This is a genomic window from Microbulbifer variabilis (assembly GCF_023716485.1).
Lineage (GTDB): Bacteria > Pseudomonadota > Gammaproteobacteria > Pseudomonadales > Cellvibrionaceae > Microbulbifer > Microbulbifer variabilis_B.
The window spans coordinates 2,049,007-2,069,780 of sequence record NZ_CP092418.1 but is presented as its reverse complement, the minus strand read 5'-3'; the positions used below and the strand labels follow the sequence as shown (position 1 = coordinate 2,069,780).

Below are 20,774 nucleotides of genomic sequence, written 5' to 3'. Positions count from 1 at the left end.
ATCAATCCTTATCAGAAGGTAGGGAGTATCAATATCGCCCCTATACTACAGCTAAAGACAGATACCATTTAACCTCGCATTACAATGGCTTTGTTAGCATTGATGTATAGACCTTTGTGCTTTTAAGCCCCAGGAATTAATATCTGGCTCACATGAAAATAATTGGATATCCATTGCTCCCCAAGCTTGTAAAACATCTTTCAGGCCCTTGAGGCTAAGCGCCTCCTTCTTTGACACATTTTTATAAATGTGGCGACCTAAGTAGATTTCCTTAATTGCCCCTTCTGGTATATCTAGACAATATAATGGACGCCCGGAAACACTAATCTTACTCCACTCTCCATAACGACCTGTTGAGTGATAGTATCCGAATGGTAAATGTGAAATTTGCTTCACAACCCGCACCTCTTCTTCATAGCTCCATTCAGTAGATTTGTATAAAAACGCTCTTTTTAAAAGATTATAGGAATCGGCGTCAAATTCTATTGCATTACCAATATTCATGAGCTGATCATAACTAGGGATAGGTAAATTACTATGTGGTTTGGTAGCAGAGTAAATTACCTCTCCATACTGACTAGGGATTATGCACGTATCAATATTTGACAATCCAGCCTTGTCTATATCTATTCCAACAACAACGCCTTGGTGCTCATCCCCGTAGTGCGACCACATCAAAGGGTTTAGCGGCTGTCTAGTTAATGACAATATCCCGTAGTTTCTTGAAAATCTATTCTTGCATGCAGTTGTTGCCAAACTAGCAGTTGTGCCAGACTTATCATCATTAGCGAATCCGAATGACGTGCACTCGAAAGGATCATTCAAATCCTCTAAGCAAGAGAACCCTATCGACAAGCTATCCACTACTGCTTGAGCTGCTTGAAAGGACATGTATTTATATAAAATCAAAGCTATTTCTCATGAGCCTAACGGGAAGCTAAGAGTCGTCATGTAACGATGAAGGCCTTAGCATAGGAGTGATTCTGTTGGAGAAAAGTTATGCAAGTATGTAGCCTCTGACACCAATACTCCAACCCAAACCACATGGCCTCTATTTTTAGTAGTGAATCATACAATGTAAGGTTACTAGCTAAAAAATCAATTCAGACAACACACACTTACTATGTAATTTTACTCTCAAGCTTTTCTCGTTTTTCATGCAACTTAGCTTTAGTACTTCGCAGGTCATTACTCTGGATAATGGCTCTTGCAAAGTAAAAACAAACGCCTGCTCCAGTACCAAGCCCACCAAGACAGAGGCCGTAAATTATGCTCCGAAGTAACAAAGGTGGATTGAAAAAATGAATCATTAACAGAAGTGCGACGACAATAAAAAGAAGAAAGAAACAAATAAAAATTAGCGTAAGTGAACTTCTCAGTAGCTTAGTATTCCCTTTGCTCAACTTCTCGACAAACTCTTGATGAGAGTCTATCTCTTCAATCTTCTTTCGGATCTGATCTTCCCTAAAACGAATATATTTGATACCCGCTATTCCAGCGAAAAACGAAACTATAAAAGATATGACAATTACTTCCAGGCTCACAGTTTATCCTTATATATCGCTTTTATATAATGCTATAATCACGCACCTGTTAAGTAAACTACTTTATTACGAAACCTCGTCAACCTCCGGAAGCCTCGCCCTCCCATTTCCTATTCTGAGCCCATCACCCAACGCCACACCCCACTCTTCCTCCAATAATCACTTACCATGCTTCCCAACCAAATAGTATCATCTACAGCTTTAATATCAGCAGGAAACAACATATTGCCCCTAAAGCACCGAGTTGGAAAAACACTAGGAATTGGAACCAATGTTTCAGTCATGATGCTGATAGCGAAAGGCAATCAAGTAAAGATAGGTATCCACGCCCCCAAGTACCTCTCTGCTCCCCGAGAAGAGATCTATGTACGCATCAAAAGAGAGCGAGAAGTAGGCAGCGGGAAGCGTTGAGAATAAAATATTCAAAGGAGGAGGTATAGTGGTCCAGTAAACCCCTTGGCTTCATAGGGTAATCTACGTAAACTACTTTAAGCAGCTAAATAGAGCAATTCGCTTACAGCGATTCGACTTCCTTTACACTTGCTATCTTCATATGTATATCAATTAATGGAGATACAAACTCTAAACATTCTTCTGTAAAAAATTCACGTGATCTATTTATGCGGTAAGGATCGAAAATCTTGTGCATAGCCTGTTCAAGCTCACTATAGTTAGTAGTTTCGATTTCTTGAATAACTCGAAACCGATATGGAACACTAGTGTTGTATAACTGATTAATACGATTCTCTACCGAGCCTGTCGTTATGCCAATTTTCACAATCTCTTTTCTATTCTCGGTATAAAGGTTTGTTCCAAGTATATAAAGAGTTCCGATTCCCCGTTCTAAATTTTCTAAAACCTCTGTAGAAATAGTATCTTCCGTTCCATCAGTCTCAGCCGAATCTATAGCATTAGCACCAATCAAGAACACTTTCATAGGTTTCTGTGATCGATCTGAGTACATATCACTAGCATTTTTTTGAACTACATATATTTGCGCTAAAACTGCATGATCCAAATCTTTAAAATGTCCCTTTTCGACATTTTTCCTATGAGATTCCGTACCATACAATATTGGATAATTTTCTTTTATTAGATCTCGGATTTCCTGAGGAGTTAGGCCATCGGGATGTGCTGAGAGAAGATTTCTAACACCGTCACGGAATCTCATATGCGAACCTTAACAGTTATTAATGATCGGCATCTATATATCACCTTTTTCTGGATTTGCAAAGCTTCATTCTTAGTAATTCTGGATATCTAATAAAAGCTTATAGTTCTGGACGCCCGCTTTCTAGAATGGTGAACAGGACAGCAGAAGCCAGATGATAAAATTAGCATTGAATCTATGGAAATCATTTAAACTCAACAAGTTCTAGTGAAATACCAACTCAGGAAGACTACCCCAACCTTTCCCTATCCTGCACCACTACGATCATTCCCCACCCGCAAAGTATTACTTAGCAAACTCCCCCACCAAAGAATACCCAAAATGAGCGCGAAGCAGGCACGTTGACCATAAAGCACTTAACCGGAGAAAGCCTGAGAATCGGGACAAGTGTCTAAATCACAGCACTGAAAGTGAAAGGTAGCCAAGTAAAGATAGGTATCCATGCCCCCAAATCCCTCCCCATCCATCGAGGAGGGATCTATGTCCGCATCGAGAGAGAACAAAAAGTAAGCAATGGCAGGCGTTGAGGGAAAGTTCTCCACGGAAGGGGAATAACACCAAGCCTCTGTTATTTAGCTATTTATTTTCTATACTTTCTTATAAATTAACGCTCGTAGATGATCGAAGCTCCCGAGAGAGCCGTATACTTATTATGGCGAGCAGACTCTAAAGCGGTCATCAATGCGCTTGCAACCATGATCAGAAATAATTTTTATAGCTACTGGATGCACGTCACAACTTACTGAAATGATTCAGGAATTTTTGGAACTTCCCGAACCTTACCATCGCGAAGAATAAAAGAAACAGACTTGCTCGCCATGGTAATTGGATTTACTTCAACCCACACCCAAATTTGGTCCTCACCTCGTGCAGTAACCGAGTAAGGGGAACCCATCATCTCAGTCAACTGAGCCTCCGTCATACCAACCTTAACCTGCCTCGCTTTCTGGAATTCAAATTTGGTTCCAGCACATCCGGTCAGTACGATCATTAGCGCAAATGAAATTATTATTTTTTTCATGCTTGCTTGGCATCCTATTCTAAAAGTAATTGTAAATATTACACTGTGCGATTAAGGTCATCCACCAAATAAAATAGCAACCTGAAGCTGACAGTAGTTTATCAGCCGGCTTTACGAAATGTTTATTTCCATGTTATCAAGGCTGGCCCTAAGATCTCGTTGGCTTCGTAATACTTATTTCACCTACCAAGCCTCCCCATCATGGAATGCTCTCCCACGACTTGAGTATCAGCTGGAAGCAAATAGGTTGCTCCAAAAGCACTGCGCTAAAAAAACTATAAGTTGGTATGAATGCTACAATCATAGTAACTAAAAATAATCAAGTAAAGATAGCCATCCACGCCCATCTAGGAGAGATCTATGTGCGCACCAAAAATGAACAAAAATTAGGCGATGGAGGAGCTGAGGATAGATTCTCCAAGAAATGAGACACCTGAGAAACTCGCTAAATACTCACAGTGAAAATCTTCGGAAGAAGAACTCTTTACTAGGAGATACTATCGTATCCACATAGCTCTTTTCGTCTGCTATAAACACTTGTTATAGCTCTTCTTCAAAAAAGTTCGTACTCAAAATACGCTGAACAATAACTTTTTCTAATTCTGGATTCCCAAATTTAGAATTGAGGTAAATGAGCCATTCAAAAATTGCACTTGGTAGCTCAACTTGAAAAGGGTAATCCTTGGGGTTGACCTCCCTACGAGAAAATTCAAAATCTTCAATCAATGAGACTCTTTCATGATAATGCCCCTGAATTAGAGCCAGTTGCGTGATAGCATCATCCCGGCACCTTGCTCTGTAATGGTACTGGCCAATTTTCCAATGTTTTCATGCATCGTTTTCTAGTGCCACCTTTAAGGACTCGATTTTATTTGGAAGGATATAAACATTCTCTGCTACAAGTACTATATCCGCAAAACTAACTTACAAACTGGATTTATCTTCGTTGAGACATCACTATCATCGATATATCATGTAGATTGATAATCATGGCTAAATACTACTTTTTTTGCTGTCGTATTTCTGTAGCGCGGTCAAAAATCAATCAAAATAAGCATTGTATTATTTTAGTTTAAGGCTGAAATTGCTCGAAAGATAAAACGGACCATTCTGAAACGGAAGCACATTTTTAATTGTCAGATACATTCTATTGTTATGCTCTTTCTCCGTCTTACTGTAATATATAATTGCCTCCTTGAAGCCTGATAACACTTTCTGTCTACTTTTGGGGTCAGCTACGATTGATGACAAAGTGCTACATAGAAGTGGACTACCATACAAGTTCCCCCCTTGCGCAAAGTTATAACCAATATTTTTATGTGGTCGTAAACAAAACTCGAGGTTGTGCGCAGTCCACTTATCTAACCCTCCCTCCACTACACTAAAATCGAAACATTCCAAACCAAGCTTACGAAAAGCACGATATAGGGGACGCTTGTTAACTTTCTTGTCAGTTTCTAAAATTTGGCTTTTATGTTGATTCCAACGACGCTCAATATTATTAGTTACGCCAATATATCCTTGCTTATAAATATCTTTATGATTATGCAATCTTATCCAGTAAACAGAATATTCTTCACTAATCATACATATACCCTCAAAAGCATACTATATCAATCAAAAATGCCATTAACTTCTAACTAAAAATTTCAAGTAATTACTTAGGGAGCGCCCAGCCAACAATCACGAAACCTAGATATAGTGTTGTTAAATACAAAACCATCATTAATATAAATGACCTTGTATAGACAATTTCTCTCCAGGCTATTTTACGCTCGTTCTCTAGATCTACTTCAGGCAATGAAAATTCTGGATGATAAATTTTCACAATTGGATGCACCACATGAATGAAAATATATACACTGATAAACCATGACAATCCAATAAAAAAAATTACAAATCCTAACTTAGGAAAAAAAGTCGCTGCTTTAACAGAAGGAATGCAAAACCTAGCAATTCCCGCCAATAACATGTAATAGCCAATACTCTGAAGTAAATCCTTAGAAAGATCTTTATCTAAAAGTAATTTTTTCATGTGGGCCTCTTATCATGCTTGATATCATGAGTATAAGACTGATGGTATAAAGACGTATGCCAACCAGCCTTCTAAAAAAGCAGGTATAAGCTTCAATCTTTTATTAGGAACCTTCCCGTTTTCTCTGAACCTTTACTTCAGGAAGGTTCTCAAGATATTGAATTTTTTTATATCTAGCTGTCACAATAGGGTAGAGGATTCTTTCAAGCATACTTTTCAGCTTTTCTGCATTTTCTTTTGTAAGCTTTTTGATCGTCCCAGTATTACTAGCAAGGCAAACAATCCGTCCTTTATTATTTTCTAATGCATCAAAATATCCTTCAATATAACCTTCTAATGAATCCTTTTTTTCGTATAAAACCCTATCAGCCTCTGAATTATGATCATCCCAATCCAGCCTATAGTATTTTCCATCTTTAAGGATCTCTATAATGGGAAGCTGCAATCTATTTGACATACTTGTCTCCAGTTCTTCTTATCACGTTCTAGAGTAACGTAAATAGATCTTTCATCCTATAGCTATGACTACGGTAAAAATATAAACTACCGAGGCTATTAACTGAAGATTTACACCAAAGGGAATATTAGTTACTCAATGGAAGGCTAAGTTTCTTGATTAGAATGCAACGAAAAAATATAAATAAGTGCATGAATCGCTTTACTGGAAATTATTCAGCTAACAAGTACAAGCGTAAGTGGTATCCATTGAAGCTACAAATACGGTGTAAGTTCAAAAAGTTATAGGGCTAGTGTCCATACCTCCCAATCTAATCCTCCAAGGTCGCTCCCGACCTGGAAAGCATTACTTACCAAACTCCCCCATCAAGGAATACCCACCCACTGCTTGAATATCAGCAAGAAGCATACAGATTAACCATGAATCACCAAACCAGTGAAAGCCCAGAATTGGGCCATTGTTTCAATCACAGTACTGAAAGTGAATGGTAATTAAGTAAAGATTGACGTCCACACCCCAGATTCTTTCCATATATCGTGAAGAGATTTATATACACACAAATCGGGATGAAAAATAGTCAATGAAAGCCGCTACGAAGGGACTATCAAAGAACAGAGGCTCACCTTGAGCCTCAACATATAATTTTCATGCTCCCATCTATCTAAAAGTGCTACCTAACAAAGTCCTTCACACCTTTTTGAAGTCAAGTATTCAACAATAGCCGGGGAATAAGAAGTAACTTTATAGGGAGCTAAAGTCCTAAAAATTAAATTAAAATAATTGATCACGTATTCAACATTCACAATCCACTTTGGGACATCGCAATCAATCTACCATTTTCATATGTTGTCGTTATGTAAAGAAATGTCTCACTCCCCCAACCGTGCATTTCAGAGAATTGACCATTGTAATATACATCGCTTTTTTGACCTAAAATACGCTCCACTTCTTTGTAAGTCATCCCTTTTCTTAACATCTTAAATTGAGAGAGAGAAATTTCCGGCTTAGATGATCTAATAGAATCAATTAAATTTGCTTTCTGATCATAAGTTATACTTACAGATCCACCTTCTGACTTAACTACAGGACTATTATCTCCTTGCGATATATACTTGTCGTAAACGCTAGGTGAAAAATACGTAATAATGGAAGATAAACTTCCGGCTAAAGTTATATAAAATAATACTTGTTTTTTTGTATAGCTGCTCATAACTGTTCTTACACTTAGTATCCATGGCGATGCCAATAAATTCTATATGCATCTTATGTGAAAATGAAACCTAACTAATAGCTTCATCCTTGGCACCCATAAAATAAAATCGCGAGCTTGACAGCAGAAACCAGACAGGGCATTAATATTAAAACTAAAAAAATTATGTAAATTCAATAAGTTATAGAGAAATACCAACTTGGGAAGAATAGAGCCCACCATACCCTATTCTGTACCACCACGGCCACTCCGGTTCCCAAAGAACCAATTACTAAACTCCCCAACCGAGGAACGCCCATTCTCGGCTTGCGTATTAGCTGGAATCAAATAGGTTGACCATAAAGCACCGAACCTGCGAAAGCCTTTAAAACGGAACAAATGTACTAGCTACTGTACTGGAAGTGAAAAGCAGGCATCCACGCCCCCAAATCACTTTCAGCCCATCGTAAAGAGATCCACGTGCGTATCGAAAAATAGGCAATGGAAGGTATCGAGATCAGATTCTTCAAGGAAGGAGCCTACAATACCCCTATCTTTTTCGAGACCATCCTCTATCAGATAGGGATGTATCAAGTTTTGAGAATGGTACTTATGTAGACATCAGTCGGAGCTTGCTTTGTGGATTTTTCGTATGAAGATAGGAGCGTAGCGATCGTGCAAAAGGTATATAAAGCTCTGCCTGATTATACATTTACTAATGCTCTTCAATAGGATATTGGCTGGCACCGTGGTTACCTATATTTGGAGCGCTATTTTTAAATTGAAACAACTCTTCTCTAGAGCCCTTTTCCTCATACAAACTGACCGTAAACCTGTTTGCATACTCACATGAGCGAAGATCGACCTCCGTGCCGGCTGCTATGCTAATACCTTGAGCCGTGACATCCTGACTCAAAACATAAACGGAGGGGTTGGAACAGAGCAGGTCATAACTTGGAGAATTTGCCCACCAACCCAGGAAAAAGCCCGTGGTGACCAGTGCCGTTGACATTAACAAACCTTTAAGAACTTTTTTCACGATCTATCTCAATTAAATATATAACTCTCACAGAGTGGCGAAGAGTCTAGAGGTCATACTTCCTCCTGTGAAACATTGACATTCGCGAGACAATATCAAGGAAACAAACTCTGGACACCCAGTACATAGACTACCTAGCAGTGTAACAGTAGCCAGGCTAGAAAATTGGTACAGAAACTATATAAAAAGATGTAACTTCAAAAAGCTATAGTTAAGCACCGACTCAGGATGACTGGCAACCACACTTCGGTATTCTGCCCACGGCGATCGTTCCCCACCCGCAAACCACCCTTACCAAACTCCCCCAACAGGGATTCCCGCTCACACCTTAAGCATCAGTAGGAAGCAAGCATACCTCAGAATTAAATGGATCAAGTATCTCTCTCCCCCTGAAAATTCAGAAACAAATATTCCTAACACTTTTATAGGGGCACAGATATCCTAAACTATTATTCGGTTCATAATCTATACTTTTTCACATGATAAGTTGTTAGACCGGAAATAGTATTTTTCTTAAAAAGGCCAGATGCCGCATTCTGGCCTAAATGTATCTTGGGTGTATTATGTATGCATTTTCAATGTATCTAAAAGATCATCTTTAAAATCAATTTGCTCTAATGATTCAGCTGTAAAAATCAAAGCTAATGCTTGATCCACAAAAACATAAACTGCCCCATTAACTTCCTCTACCTGCTCAACCACTGCCCAACTATAGAAACTATGGCCATGTTAACAAGTTTCTTTAATACCCTCTGGAGTAATCTCATACTCTTTAGAGCCTAATATTATTCCATCTTTGTTTGGTGTAAAGCACTCGCCTATTTTTACAGCCAACAACCTACTAAGAGCAACATAAAAAAGAAACGCAAGTGATATTACCATAACTAATATGAACGGACTCAGCTCAATTTTCCCAGCCTTAAACTGAACACAAGACATAAAAATTAAACCGATAGCCAACCAAACAACTAAGATCTTAAGAATCGATATCCATGTATGAGATTTCAAACGACTACATACCACATAGTCACAAAAATTATTATGGTCAGCTTTAGAGGTTACTACTTTAAGTTTCAAACGAATCTCCACAATCTACATCATATATAAAGGTCAATCTATCTTAAGCCCAAGCGTGAATTTTTTGGACACACAGCGAAAGCTAATCACATCACTATACTTCTACTCCCTGAGGCGCTTTTCTGTCTTAATAAATCTTCTGAACGTAAATACCATTACGGCAATATAAAGGGCAATTACTATCGCCATAGCAGAAATATCATAGACATTTATCACCCAGCTTTCTGGGTGTTGATCTCCTTGCACCAATAGCGTAGTAGTTAGAAATGACACTAACAGCAGCAGTATAAATGCAGCGGTTACCAATAGAAGTTTGCATGCCAGGAGTATAAATCTCTTCATGAAACAAAAACCTAGGTTAGGCAGTTGAAGGCAGATGCAACCTGTACCTATATTTGTCTAAATAATTAGCTAAATACGACCTCCCTACATAAGGGAGGCCTTAACTACTTTAACCTTTTTACTTTATGTCCCGACCTTCAGACTGAGGTTAAAGTGGGGCCCCTATTCTCCCACTCGTCAATCATTCTATCGGTCAACGCCCTCAAACGCCCCATGTATAGAATATCTTCTTGAAGCTCTTCAGCTTCTTCATCATCACATTCATTAATATCAACATCACATAATTTTTCTTCGTAGCAAGCAAGGGCTTCTCGTATATAGTTCAAATCTTTGTAGTTATAAGACATTACTTAACTCTCATATATTTTTTTAAGGCGGCAAGCTTTTCAAAATACTCGGAAACAGGCATGTCGATTTCCGCTTCAATCGAGTAGTGGGTATTGCCTTCTGCATCGGGAAACATATCTTTTGCAATAATCAACCCTGGTTCCAATCTCGCATCTTTGGTAATTATCCACCAAGCATCCTTTCCCTCTCTAAATGGAACTTTGCTACTGATACCATCGAAAAGTGATACCCCACCCGATTTAGCCAAAATATACGGCTCTGAAGAGCCTGGCATCCGGTAGGTTACGATATCGTTTCGCTTGGGCCTTTCTTCACCCGTTCTGTTGTTTTTCACCATCATTGGCCGATGGTCCTCACGATACCTAACCTTATCGATCTGCGGATTATCAAGCTTTCCTTTCCTAAGCACCACATCCACATCAAATCTCTTCATATAGACTTGATTGGCACGTTTGTGTAGTTTTGCGTGCCCTATGGCATCATCCCGTGTAAAGCTCAAAACATTAAGACCCATTGACTCACTCCATAAGTTTCAATCCCATACTGGTAAGCGATATTACTTCAATGCTTAACGACGAGCCATAGCCAGCCGCAAACCCGATCCCCTTTGCCATTAGAGTCATAGCGAATCCAATTAGTTAACTCAGAAACTTGAAGCGACTCCCCAACTTCCCAGTACCTAATCCCCGTCTTTTACTGATCCACTTCCACAACGCCAAACCGACGAAAATCTACAAGCTGAGACATCCGTCTCAGTAATAGTGCTGGAAGTGAAAGGAAATCAAGTAAAGATAGGCATCCGCGCCCCCAAATCCCTCCCCGCCCATCGTGAAGGGATCTATACGCGTATCAAAAGAGAACAAAAAGTAGGCACCGAAAGACGGTGAGAGCTGATTCACAATGGAGGGAACACCAACCAAACCTCCTCCCCTCTTTCATCATCATAGTGGCACCTTTGAGCGCACACTATTTCTATGATGGGCAATGTCACAATCCTACATTTATCTTCACACTTATCAGAAAGTAACTCCCCACCCTCTATAACTGAAAAATCAACACTAATTAGGAGGATCAGCTGAGTTCAAGACATAGTTAGCGTTACTGCAATCTGTATACTCTAATTTTATCAGTTACCTTTTCCCATTCATCTTCATAACCAGCTGAAAGAAAATAGGCCATCAGTGTAAAGAGTAACCCTGGACACCAACCAATTAAAAAGTATAACCCCCAACCCTATCGACTAAAAAGTTAACCAGCACCAAATGATACACTTTGTAACGCCCTGAGCAATTGACCAGAAATTTTTGTCGGCTGTTCGGTATGGCGATTAACAAAGACATGCGTCATAGAGCCATGCGCACATGCATTTTCTTGATTTTCTTTAAAAATCGCGACACCATATTCCACCGAAGAATTGCCTATTCTATTAACCCTAAAAGCACCAAGTATTTTTTCAGGGTAAGAAATACCGGCCAAATAATTACAATCAGATTTGACTATGTAACCAATGTTCTCACTGGTTTTAATATCTAATTCAGCCTTATTAATCAAAAAGCTGTTCACAATGGTGTCAAAATAGGAGTAGTAAACTACATTATTTACATGCCCATACACATCATTATCCATCCATCTGGTAGTTAACTCTTCAAAATAAAAATAATCTGTACGTAACACAGCCTGCTTACTCACAAAGCCTCCTCATAAGCAGCCTGATAAATCAGGAGTGCATCATCATGAGACAGCGGTTTCGGATTATTGATTAGTAAGCGAGTTTGTAGCATTGCATCAGTGGCGAGCACCTCTAAATGGTGCTCGCCAATATCTAATTGCTTTAAGGTCCGGGGTAATTTTAATCGTTCAATTAGCCGCTCAATAAAGGCAATGAGATCAGAACACACTTTTTGATCTGATTGAGACGTATTTATGTGTTCACAAATATATGGCGCCAATTCACTATAGAGCTTGGCTGTATCACTCTGATTAAAGCGCATTACATGTGGTAATACTAACGAGTTGCCCAATCCATGAGGCACATGAAAATGCCCCCCTAATGGGTAAGCTAGAGCATGTACAGCGGCAACTGGTGCATTGGCAAAAGCTTGACCTGCAAGGCAGGCACCCAATAACATATTTTGTCTTGCATCTATGTCCTCGCCATGATGTGTGGCCTGTTCTATATTTCTTGAAAGCAATAGCAACGCCTGCTTAGCTAGCATATCTGAATAGGCATTTTTTTTATGCTTAGACGTATATGCCTCTATGGCATGCACCATAGCATCAATGCCAGTTGCAGCAGTCACATGAGCTGGCAACCCTAGAGTTAATTGTGCATCTAATAAGGCAACATCTGGTAATAATTGTTTAGAGACGATGCCATCTTTGGTGGTTTCTCCTGTTGTTAAAACCGCGATGGGTGTTACTTCTGAACCTGTGCCAGCAGTGGTAGGTATTAAAACCAAAGGTACGCGACCTCCTTGAACTCGTTCAAGCCCATATAGCTGTTCTAGAGGTTGGTTAGAATCCATCATTACAGCAACCACTTTAGCGGTATCCATTGAACTGCCACCACCAAATCCAATTACACCATCAACATTATGCTGCTTTGCTAAGGCTACTGCCGACAATACGATCTGCTCTTTAGGATCAGCACTAACGCCATCAAAGATAATGGTCGCGAATTTACTATGTAATTGCTCCTTCAGTTTCTTAACCAAACCACAATTTACAATACCTTGATCAGTGACCACTAACAACTTAGTGATATTTAATTGGTCACATATCTCACTAATTTTATTTAACCCGCCAGGGCCGTTTATAATCGATTTTGTAGTATTAAATTCAAAACTTAACATAGGATTGTCACCGCCTTAATTATTATGTGTCACAGTTTCGTTTGGCAATAGTTCCATTTCAAATCCTAGGGAACTTCTGATTAGCTCAAAGTGAATTTGGTGCTAATCAGTTGTCAGTCAAGACTACGATAAATGAATCACCAAGTCACCAATGTAGATACGCCGATTAAAGGGCTACTCAATAGTATTGCGAAATAAAGATGCACGTTGATACTGATCGTATTATTGGGCTTAGTGAATAGCCGGTTTGGCTGAATAGGCCCCATGCAAAGCCTTATAACGCAAACTCCCGACTGCAAGTCTACCTGGATGTATTCAAAATGTGCCGCAAGAGGCCTATGTTCTTTACTCTTGCTCCAATAGTACCCTTTATAGTAACGGTATTTCATTTATTCTAGAAATATTACCTCAAGCAGAGATATGAGATTTATAAGATTCTCTGACGTATCTAGATCATTTGGCAGCTAAACCTCTCTCCAGCCCCTCATCCAGTGTGAGCGCGCTCAACGTATCTGGTAATGACGCACGAGATTGGGCACGGGCCAGCGATAGATCCAAGGCTTCAATGCCATATAGACTAGGCCGTTAACCGAGGTTTATACCTAACTTTCTTCTCCTTCGCGCTGCTCCACCATTGGGGAACTCAGGCCAAAGGCGCTTTTCAAACGATATATTAAAGTACACAGAGCCGAAAGACGATCCTGCAAATTTAGCAAATTGTGAGCGTAAAAAAGAACAAGAAGTAGACACTGGACGTGTGTTAAGAACAAACTCTTTAAGGAAGGAAGCTCCAGCTGAGTCTTGTCTATAGAAGATAAAACTGTATTAGACTGTAAGATACAGATATCGCACAAACACCTAAGTCAGTAACTGCATTATTTACCGGCTGATGTATTGACCGGTTATGCCTTTTAACCTAAGGGGATGAAGTCGATTGGGATTTCAGACAACTCATTGTGTAAATATTGATCGATTTTACTAGTCTGATTTCAGCCATTCTACAATCTATTCGAATGGATATGGTATGAAATATTCTACCTAAAATCTTCATCGTCGATTAAACTATCATTTTGTGTCTGGTTTGCAAATAGCTCAATGTGCTCTTTAATCTCGTCGAGTGCCATTTGCATCACTGGTCACTCTGTGGATTCACTTTTGCGTTAACCGCGAAAATTACTCAACCCGAAAAGAAATATATTACCTTGCATCAGAGACTATACGAGTGAGTGTCTATCTAAGTAAAATTTCATACTGCACTGCGATCTAGTGATTGATAGAAGTGCATAAAGGCTCCTGAAGGACACGTCGCAAATTTTATGAGCTTGTATTTCGACGAAATTTCATCGTTTTCAAATAAGCGTTTTCCTTCACCAACAACTACTGGAAAGGTCCAAAGTCTAAGCTCATCTACCAAGTTATGCTTAAGAAGTAACTGCACTAATTGCCAACTACCGTGAACCTGTAACAGGGGCCCATCTATTTCTTTAATTTTAGCGACCTCTACAGCTGCATTAGAGCCCTTTAGTTTGAATGAATTATTCCATGTTAGATCATCAGTATCTGATGTCACCACATACTTTTTTGCCCGATTTAGTTTGTCTGCTACTGGGTTATCAGGTTCAGCACTGGCAAAATTTGAGGCAAATAAATTATATGTATTACGGCCTAATAGCAGGTCATACTGTTCCGACATTGCCTCCTTTATAACTTGTTCCATAACATCATTCCAACAATCCTTTGCCCAACCTCCATGACGGAAGCCGCCTGAAAAATCTTCCTCGGGTATACTGGGTGCTTGCATTACACCGTCAAGAGTTTGAAATATCAATATGGCTAAATTTCTCATTGGCTGATTCTCTCGAGGGGTAAATCCTTTATGGCATCTTATGCAGGCTTACTCGTAGAAATACAAATCTTCAAACGTTGTATAAAACGCCGCTTAATAACAATCTCAAACAAGCAGGAACGTAATAAGCACCCACTAGACATAGCTCGAACTGTCTTGTAGGCCTCTGGCCCGAGTGGCTACAATCACATCTTTGGCACTTTTTCAATCTTTTGTAAATCTGGGTCCAGATTATCCCAAGGTTCGCCGCTACTTTCATATACGATCATCGTAGGGTTGAATTGCTCCAAATCATGAAGACTTCCGGCATGGACAAATTCTAACCACGGCATACCACTGTTTTCTGCATAATTATGCGAACCGCAGCGAGGACAAAAACCCCTCCTTACTGTATTTCTACTATCCGCCTGCTTCTTATGAAACGCAATATCACCGCTTATGATTAAATTCCGTGAGGAACAGCAATATAGGCAATGTGTCCTTCGGCACTAACTTTCTGACAATCTGTACAATGGCCGTGTCCAGCCATTACAGTCTCTTCGGAGCAATTATAACTAATAAAACGGTACAAACACTCTCCTGATGTTTTGGGCATGAATTTCTACCATTACCTACGAAATTGAAGTCACTAATCTACCATTTCATTTTTAATGTATAAGTGTGCGTGTACGAGCCCTGACGATCAATTTATGCGTTCCGATTGCCCTATCGTGAACGGACTGGATGTATTTGGCGATAAATGGACGCTAGTTATTCTAAGAGACTTGCTATGTGGTAAAGAAACCTATAGCGAATGGAATACTTGCTATACATTAATAATAAATGGATTAGCAAAATAAACTGAGTACCAATACCCGATGACACCCGCCACCCAAATTAGGTGATCAATTAATCAGAAGGCGAAATCACAAATTTCAAATTTGATGCAGACGAGATTTTAGTATTTAGACTGAAGAGTAGTCAGTCATGGCCCACTTTAAATTAATTACCCCCTAAAACCTGTCGGCCGCTTAGATACGTTGATGCAGTGAAAACTGCTGTAGTATCTGTTTGGTAGATGGTACATAACTGTAAGATTTTTTATACCTTAGGCAAAGTATGGGCTACTTCAGTCATTACTTGAAAGGTTGAATCATGCAGAAAACTATTACGATTATTGGCGCCACAGGCCATTTAGGTCGTCAGGTAGCACGAAAACTGGATCATAAAGGTGTAAAGGTAACTGCGATCGTGAGGGACGTAATTAGCGCTCGCACTATCCTCCCAGAGAGTATCCAGCTTGTCGAAGCAGATGTCTCGGACAAAGAGAGCTTGGTCTCGGCACTGGTTGGTACCAAAACGCTTTATATTACCCTGAATACTACGTCACTTGACCCTAGCTTACCCTTTCACACTGAACGTGAAGGAGTGATTAATATCGTTGAGGCTGCAAAGGTCACTGGTGTGCAGCACATTATGCAGATTGCGGGTATTGATTATCTACACCCGGAATTAGCAGACAAGGGCCTAGAGTATGAGACCAATATAATCCGTAAACCAGGTATAGAGGCCATTAAAAATTCTGGCATTGATTACACTTTCTTCTTCTGTTCGTTCTTCCTAGATACTTTTCCTACATTCATTGAGAACGATCAATTTGCTATCATCGGTAATCATGTTCACCCTATCTATTACACTAATACAACAGATCTGGCAGAGATGATCGGTAATGCTATCGGGAATGAGATGGCTTACAACCAGAGTTTTTCGGTTCAGGGTACTGAGGGGATGTCTTTGCCTGAAGCAGCCAAGAAGTTTGTCGAGGGCTATTCTCCGGGAACAGAAATTGTCCTCCACCCTATCGCCGCCATTGCAGAAATGGGACTGCCCGAAGAACAGGCAGTATTCATGGAGCATATGCTGACTTACGTAGAGCAGCTAAAGGAGCAACCAGTGAGTCAAAAAACCTGGCAGGTGTTAGGTAAACCAGATACAACTATCACAGATTTTGCCCGAGATCTGTCAAACGCTTCATAGCGACTGATCCTTGTTCAGTATTGCGTCCTCTGTGCTCAGCCACTTCATCAAATCAGTGGCTGCGGGACCCAGTGGACGCTTACTGGACCAGATAATATCTACACCATGTGACAGCTCTTTCTCCTGCTCAAATACAAGGGGAAGCTGTATCAGTTTTTTCGCCGCTATCCCCTTCGCAACCACGTGTAGTGGCAATACTGCCCAGCCCAAATTGGCCTCGACAAGGTCAAGTGCATCATCGACACGTGACACACTCCACACGTCGGGAGACACCAGCCAGCGAGTTTGGCTGGATATCTCAAACTCCTGCAATAAGATTTGTCGGTATTGTTTCAGGTCTTCCCAGGTAACTTCAGTGAGTCTCGCAATCGGGTGATCAACGCAGGCGATGCCTGTGAGCTTCAGATGGCCCAGGGCTCTGAAATCGCATCCAGCGGGCACTTCATCCAGTTGTGTGATAATCCCGAGTTGGGCTATATCCCCTTCAACCCAGGTCTGTACATCCTGAACACTTCCCGCTCTGAGCGTAATTTGAACATGCGGATATTTGGTCTCAAACTCTTGAAAGAGTCCACCCAGGTTTTTAATACGAACATGCTGGGCAATAGCCAACGTCAACCGGGCCTCGACATCCAGAGACAAACCCTGTGCGATCGCCATCAATCGCTCACGTTGCTCGATAAGATTCCGTGCGCGTTCCAGCAGTGACTCACCAGCGTCCGTCAATCGCGGGTATCGTTGACTTCGATCAAATAGATTGACTCCCAAGTCAACCTCCAGGTTCGATACCAGTGAGCTGATTACCGACTGTGCCTTTCCACATTTACGTGCAGCCGCTGAGAACGAGCCAGCCTGCTCAGTAGCTACAAATGCTTCCAGTTGTTCAATAGAAACTGCCATTCACTCAATCTATCTGTTTAACGTATGGTATCTAACTTTTTCCATCTAACTTAACTATATATCATTCAAGCATATTTTCTCAAGCAGAGTGAGTATGGTTGATGACTTATTCATTGAAGAATCGTTTAGTGCAAGCAATTTCCTACGAGTTTTTTCTGCTGCTCACGGGTGGCTTACTAGTGGTTCCAATGTTTGATTTGGAGGTACACCAGTCGCTGGCAATTGCTGCTGGACTATCACTATTTGCGTTGGTCTGGAATATGATTTTCAATCACGCCTTTGACTGGTACTTATTGAATATACGTAAAAAACCAGAAAAGACATTTATCGTTAGAGCCATACATGCGTTATTGTTTGAGGGGGGTATGTTGGTACTGACGTTGCCAGTAATCGCCTGGAGCTTTAATCTGACTATCCTAGAAGCATTTATGCTTGAGATAGTCATGGTGATTTACATCGTGATATATACCTATGTATTCAACTACTGGTTCGATAGGCTGCATAGCTCGTTTCAAGTTACTGAACACAATCGTTAAAGGTCTGCTCCACTTTCTATTTTAGATGAAATACAGGACCAGTTAAGATACACAAAGCCGGAATCACCCGATGGGGGGCAGAGATACATGCTTTTACTATGTGCTTAGCTCAATACCGATACATCTTAAATTTGTTAGCAGTTCTTTATATTGATCGGACTTGGAAGATAAGTATTGCAACTTACGATGCCTTTTAACTTCCCAATTACCAATGACAGAGTCAATTTTTGTACCGGATGCCGATGGTTCATCATCGAAACCAAACTCAAATCCGCAGCTACATATTTGAAAAGAGCCACTACCATCCTCTAAGTAAGCAGGAGACCCCAACTCAGGGCTACCACATACAGGACAATGCCAATATCCATTGGCATGCTTGAACATGGTAGCCTTTTCACCATTTCTGAATGTGACATCTTTTATGATCTTACCCATCAACGACGGACACCCTCTTAAGCGATAAGCTACGCATTGAAACATAAATCTCAATATAAGTACTGAAAGTAAAAGACAATCAAGTAAAGGTAGGCATCCATGCTCCCTCCTTTCTTCATCAAGGAGAAATCGACGTGTGACTCAAAAGGGAAGAGAGAGTAGATAATGTGGATTAGTTATAATACGAACTCTCCGAGGAAGGAGGCCTGCCCCCCCAATGTTGTCTAATTTTTACTAAAAAATAGGATACTTTAAAGCTTTAATTTCACGCTAACACCTAAATTAGACTTCCCGTAGCTTGCCACCTAGATATTATTGTTAGCTTTCGGCCCTTAACAGCAATCCCAGTTATACTAGACTCTGGAGAAATCTCTGTTTTTAAGCGCCTCTCTTTCGATGAAGAAGTTACCTACCCCCCATATCACCCCACATTATTTGATTTTCACCAAGAAACTCTGAATCCATTTGGAATAACAAAAGCCAATTATCTTTTTCTTCAGAGATGCGTGGATCTTCCTGTGTAAAGTTAGCATAACCGCCGATCTTGCTACCTTCAGCAGCAAAAATATTGTAAACGTATTTAGCAAGGTCTTCTTCATACTCAAGAGGATCAGATACATACATCTCATATCTGTAGTCAGTAGGTGATGGAACCTCTTTATCGAGAGTACACTCGATTCGATATTCCCTTCAAGCGGGAAGATAGCTCTCATCATTTGTTTCCGGCAGATCGTTTTCTAGATGCAATTCGTTTCTTTCAAAATCAGGATGACAAATTACCCAATAGCCCCTTGGCGATGAAATTACCTCCTTGATTGGTCGGTCAAATTTCATTCCGTAAACATCATCATCCTCAATAAAGAATTGAAGCATTCCACTTTTAGGGTATTGATCCAATTTAGGTAACTCATCAAAGTTGAGCTTGGCTAGAAGAATCAACTTGGCTCCATCATCTGAAACAGGGTATATCTTACCTTTTGGCCAATATGGTTTTCCTCCAAATTTAGTACTCCAAATATGCTCAGCTTTCTCTGCCTTTGGAAAAAGCTTAACTGTCGAAAGGCTAAACCTCTCTAATTCGGAACGAATTTTCTTTGCCTTTAATACAACGTCCAATTTTTACTCCATTTTCAAGGCAGCGACTCAAACTCTGCCTTTTAGAGCAATAATTAATTTTACAGTGGCTATATACCACGCTTTTCTATAAGCCCAAAATTCATCGGCACGATCTACCCCTCACATTGAGTTATATCATCAATTACCGTGCTTATTTCCCGCTAAATATCTACCCAAACTTTAGCATCAGTAGGAAGCGAACAGATCCTAATCTCTTGAGGAGCCACCCTCTATCAGATAGTGCTTTATTTAACGTGATTATCATAATAATGCTGTTATTTTGAATAGTTGAAGAAAAACCGAAACAGTCCGCAAGACAAAATCATTAAGAGCATTGAACTACGACTCTCTTTTCATCCACACAAAAATCAGCTTTAGCGTAAAAATAGTCGTCCCCCTCCAATACTTCGCAAGCGGAGACCTTTATCCATTTGAGTGCATCTCCTCTTTCAATCTCCATCTCTAGATATGAGGCTATTAATCGCCCTTCTTGCATTTCAGACCACTTAAACATGTAGTAAAACTCACCTGGGGACCTTTCGATCCTATCAGGCTTGAAGTACTTACTTGTTGAAGTACTTACCACTTTCCCATCCCTTTCCAATTTAACATCAAAACTGGATGGAGACCAACCAAGTGGAAATTCTGTATCAACATCCAGCTTTAATTTACAACTGTTTTGAAATTCATGATTTTTTATTGTGGTTACAATATTACCATACTCTTGATTTTTGAGATCATTTCCTAAACCAATCCCCAGCCAAACGATCGCCAAAGGGAACATATAACTTCCAAGTCTATTACTTGTTTTTTTCCAATTTTGAAATCTACTCATTTGGATTCTTATAGC

General features: G+C 40.0%; 25 protein-coding genes and 3 pseudogenes. 5 read left to right on the top strand and 23 right to left on the bottom strand.

The window, feature by feature from the left end; genetic code table 11:
* Positions 1–93: 93 nt before the first annotated feature.
* Both MJO52_RS09300 and MJO52_RS09295 read right to left on the bottom strand, forming a co-directional pair.
* Positions 94–909: a DUF2971 domain-containing protein gene (locus MJO52_RS09300; protein WP_252085659.1), complete on the bottom strand. Its 816-nt coding sequence runs from the start codon at positions 907–909 to the stop codon at positions 94–96.
* Positions 910–1,121: 212 nt separating this feature from the next.
* Positions 1,122–1,544 carry a hypothetical protein gene (locus MJO52_RS09295; RefSeq protein WP_252085657.1) on the bottom strand — a complete coding sequence of 141 codons (423 nt, stop codon included), beginning with the start codon at positions 1,542–1,544 and terminating at the stop codon, positions 1,122–1,124.
* Positions 1,545–1,712: 168 nt separating this feature from the next.
* On the opposite strand from MJO52_RS09295, the gene MJO52_RS09290 reads away from it, so the two are divergent.
* Positions 1,713–1,955 carry a carbon storage regulator gene (locus MJO52_RS09290; protein WP_353505476.1) on the top strand — a complete coding sequence of 81 codons (243 nt, stop codon included), beginning with the start codon at positions 1,713–1,715 and terminating at the stop codon, positions 1,953–1,955.
* Positions 1,956–2,058: 103 nt separating this feature from the next.
* Here the strand turns inward: MJO52_RS09290 and MJO52_RS09285 are convergent, their stop codons facing one another.
* Positions 2,059–2,715, bottom strand: a complete 657-nt coding sequence (locus MJO52_RS09285; RefSeq protein WP_252085656.1) for a GIY-YIG nuclease family protein — start codon at positions 2,713–2,715, stop codon at positions 2,059–2,061.
* Positions 2,716–3,110: 395 nt separating this feature from the next.
* On the opposite strand from MJO52_RS09285, the gene MJO52_RS09280 reads away from it, so the two are divergent.
* On the top strand, positions 3,111–3,242 hold the full coding sequence (locus tag MJO52_RS09280) for a carbon storage regulator (protein WP_353505485.1): 132 nt from the start codon (positions 3,111–3,113) through the stop codon (positions 3,240–3,242).
* 212 nt (positions 3,243–3,454) lie between these two features.
* Here MJO52_RS09280 and MJO52_RS09275 read toward each other — a convergent pair whose 3' ends face one another.
* The 11 genes from MJO52_RS09275 to MJO52_RS09225 form a co-directional block, all read right to left on the bottom strand.
* Positions 3,455–3,736 (bottom strand): hypothetical protein, encoded by a 282-nt coding sequence (locus MJO52_RS09275; protein WP_252085655.1) that lies wholly within the window; start codon positions 3,734–3,736, stop codon positions 3,455–3,457.
* A 540-nt stretch (positions 3,737–4,276) separates the two neighbouring features.
* A complete protein-coding gene (locus MJO52_RS09270; RefSeq protein ID WP_252085654.1) occupies positions 4,277–4,462 on the bottom strand; it encodes a hypothetical protein in 186 nt (61 codons plus the stop codon).
* Positions 4,463–4,798: 336 nt separating this feature from the next.
* A complete protein-coding gene (locus MJO52_RS09265) occupies positions 4,799–5,323 on the bottom strand; it encodes a GIY-YIG nuclease family protein (RefSeq protein WP_252085653.1) in 525 nt (174 codons plus the stop codon).
* Between the two features lie 70 nt (positions 5,324–5,393).
* Positions 5,394–5,771, bottom strand: coding sequence for a hypothetical protein (locus tag MJO52_RS09260; protein WP_252085652.1), 378 nt, complete (start codon positions 5,769–5,771; stop codon positions 5,394–5,396).
* Positions 5,772–5,874: 103 nt separating this feature from the next.
* A complete protein-coding gene (locus MJO52_RS09255) occupies positions 5,875–6,228 on the bottom strand; it encodes a hypothetical protein (RefSeq protein ID WP_252085651.1) in 354 nt (117 codons plus the stop codon).
* Between the two features lie 799 nt (positions 6,229–7,027).
* Positions 7,028–7,438: a hypothetical protein gene (locus MJO52_RS09250; RefSeq protein WP_252085650.1), complete on the bottom strand. Its 411-nt coding sequence runs from the start codon at positions 7,436–7,438 to the stop codon at positions 7,028–7,030.
* A 694-nt stretch (positions 7,439–8,132) separates the two neighbouring features.
* Positions 8,133–8,456 (bottom strand): hypothetical protein, encoded by a 324-nt coding sequence (locus MJO52_RS09245; RefSeq protein WP_252085649.1) that lies wholly within the window; start codon positions 8,454–8,456, stop codon positions 8,133–8,135.
* Between the two features lie 561 nt (positions 8,457–9,017).
* Entirely contained in the window at positions 9,018–9,158 is a 141-nt protein-coding gene (locus MJO52_RS09240) for a hypothetical protein (RefSeq protein WP_252085648.1), read from the bottom strand.
* Between the two features lie 27 nt (positions 9,159–9,185).
* Entirely contained in the window at positions 9,186–9,533 is a 348-nt protein-coding gene (locus MJO52_RS09235; RefSeq protein ID WP_252085647.1) for a hypothetical protein, read from the bottom strand.
* A 479-nt stretch (positions 9,534–10,012) separates the two neighbouring features.
* Complete coding sequence (locus MJO52_RS09230; RefSeq protein WP_143731643.1) at positions 10,013–10,222, bottom strand: hypothetical protein; 210 nt, start codon at positions 10,220–10,222, stop codon at positions 10,013–10,015.
* A complete protein-coding gene (locus MJO52_RS09225; RefSeq protein ID WP_143731642.1) occupies positions 10,222–10,737 on the bottom strand; it encodes a hypothetical protein in 516 nt (171 codons plus the stop codon). The genes MJO52_RS09230 and MJO52_RS09225 overlap by 1 nt, the downstream gene beginning before the upstream one ends.
* A gap of 196 nt (positions 10,738–10,933) precedes the next feature.
* On the opposite strand from MJO52_RS09225, the pseudogene MJO52_RS09220 reads away from it, so the two are divergent.
* Positions 10,934–11,110: pseudogene (locus tag MJO52_RS09220) on the top strand (carbon storage regulator); the annotation flags it as partial.
* Positions 11,111–11,471: 361 nt separating this feature from the next.
* Here the strand turns inward: MJO52_RS09220 and MJO52_RS09215 are convergent.
* The 4 genes and pseudogenes from MJO52_RS09215 to MJO52_RS09200 form a co-directional block, all read right to left on the bottom strand.
* Positions 11,472–11,912: an acyl-CoA thioesterase gene (locus MJO52_RS09215; protein ID WP_252085646.1), complete on the bottom strand. Its 441-nt coding sequence runs from the start codon at positions 11,910–11,912 to the stop codon at positions 11,472–11,474.
* A complete protein-coding gene (locus MJO52_RS09210; protein ID WP_252085645.1) occupies positions 11,909–13,075 on the bottom strand; it encodes an iron-containing alcohol dehydrogenase in 1,167 nt (388 codons plus the stop codon). Before MJO52_RS09210 ends, MJO52_RS09215 begins: the two co-directional genes overlap by 4 nt.
* 1,246 nt (positions 13,076–14,321) lie before the next feature.
* Positions 14,322–14,921, bottom strand: a complete 600-nt coding sequence (locus MJO52_RS09205) for a dihydrofolate reductase family protein (protein WP_252085643.1) — start codon at positions 14,919–14,921, stop codon at positions 14,322–14,324.
* Between the two features lie 185 nt (positions 14,922–15,106).
* Positions 15,107–15,367: pseudogene (locus MJO52_RS09200) on the bottom strand (GFA family protein); the annotation flags it as partial.
* A gap of 688 nt (positions 15,368–16,055) precedes the next feature.
* Between MJO52_RS09200 and MJO52_RS09195 the strand changes: the two are divergent.
* Complete coding sequence (locus tag MJO52_RS09195; protein WP_252085642.1) at positions 16,056–16,937, top strand: SDR family oxidoreductase; 882 nt, start codon at positions 16,056–16,058, stop codon at positions 16,935–16,937.
* Here MJO52_RS09195 and MJO52_RS09190 read toward each other — a convergent pair.
* Complete coding sequence (locus tag MJO52_RS09190) at positions 16,932–17,837, bottom strand: LysR family transcriptional regulator (protein WP_252085641.1); 906 nt, start codon at positions 17,835–17,837, stop codon at positions 16,932–16,934. The genes MJO52_RS09195 and MJO52_RS09190 overlap by 6 nt on opposite strands.
* A 113-nt stretch (positions 17,838–17,950) precedes the next feature.
* Here MJO52_RS09190 and MJO52_RS09185 point away from each other — a divergent pair, with 113 nt between their 5' ends.
* Positions 17,951–18,373 (top strand): PACE efflux transporter, encoded by a 423-nt coding sequence (locus MJO52_RS09185; RefSeq protein WP_252085640.1) that lies wholly within the window; start codon positions 17,951–17,953, stop codon positions 18,371–18,373.
* Positions 18,374–18,469: 96 nt separating this feature from the next.
* On the opposite strand, the gene MJO52_RS09180 is transcribed toward MJO52_RS09185, so the two are convergent.
* The 4 genes and pseudogenes from MJO52_RS09180 to MJO52_RS09170 all read right to left on the bottom strand — a co-directional run bounded on the left by MJO52_RS09180 (position 18,470) and on the right by MJO52_RS09170 (position 20,759).
* Entirely contained in the window at positions 18,470–18,808 is a 339-nt protein-coding gene (locus MJO52_RS09180) for a hypothetical protein (protein ID WP_252085638.1), read from the bottom strand.
* Positions 18,809–19,161: 353 nt separating this feature from the next.
* Positions 19,162–19,233: a DUF1963 domain-containing protein gene (locus MJO52_RS21415; protein ID WP_353505483.1), complete on the bottom strand. Its 72-nt coding sequence runs from the start codon at positions 19,231–19,233 to the stop codon at positions 19,162–19,164.
* Positions 19,214–19,924: pseudogene (locus tag MJO52_RS09175) on the bottom strand (YwqG family protein). Before MJO52_RS09175 ends, MJO52_RS21415 begins: the two are co-directional and overlap by 20 nt.
* A gap of 325 nt (positions 19,925–20,249) precedes the next feature.
* On the bottom strand, positions 20,250–20,759 hold the full coding sequence (locus tag MJO52_RS09170; protein ID WP_252085637.1) for a hypothetical protein: 510 nt from the start codon (positions 20,757–20,759) through the stop codon (positions 20,250–20,252).
* Between the last annotated feature and the right edge of the window lie 15 nt (positions 20,760–20,774).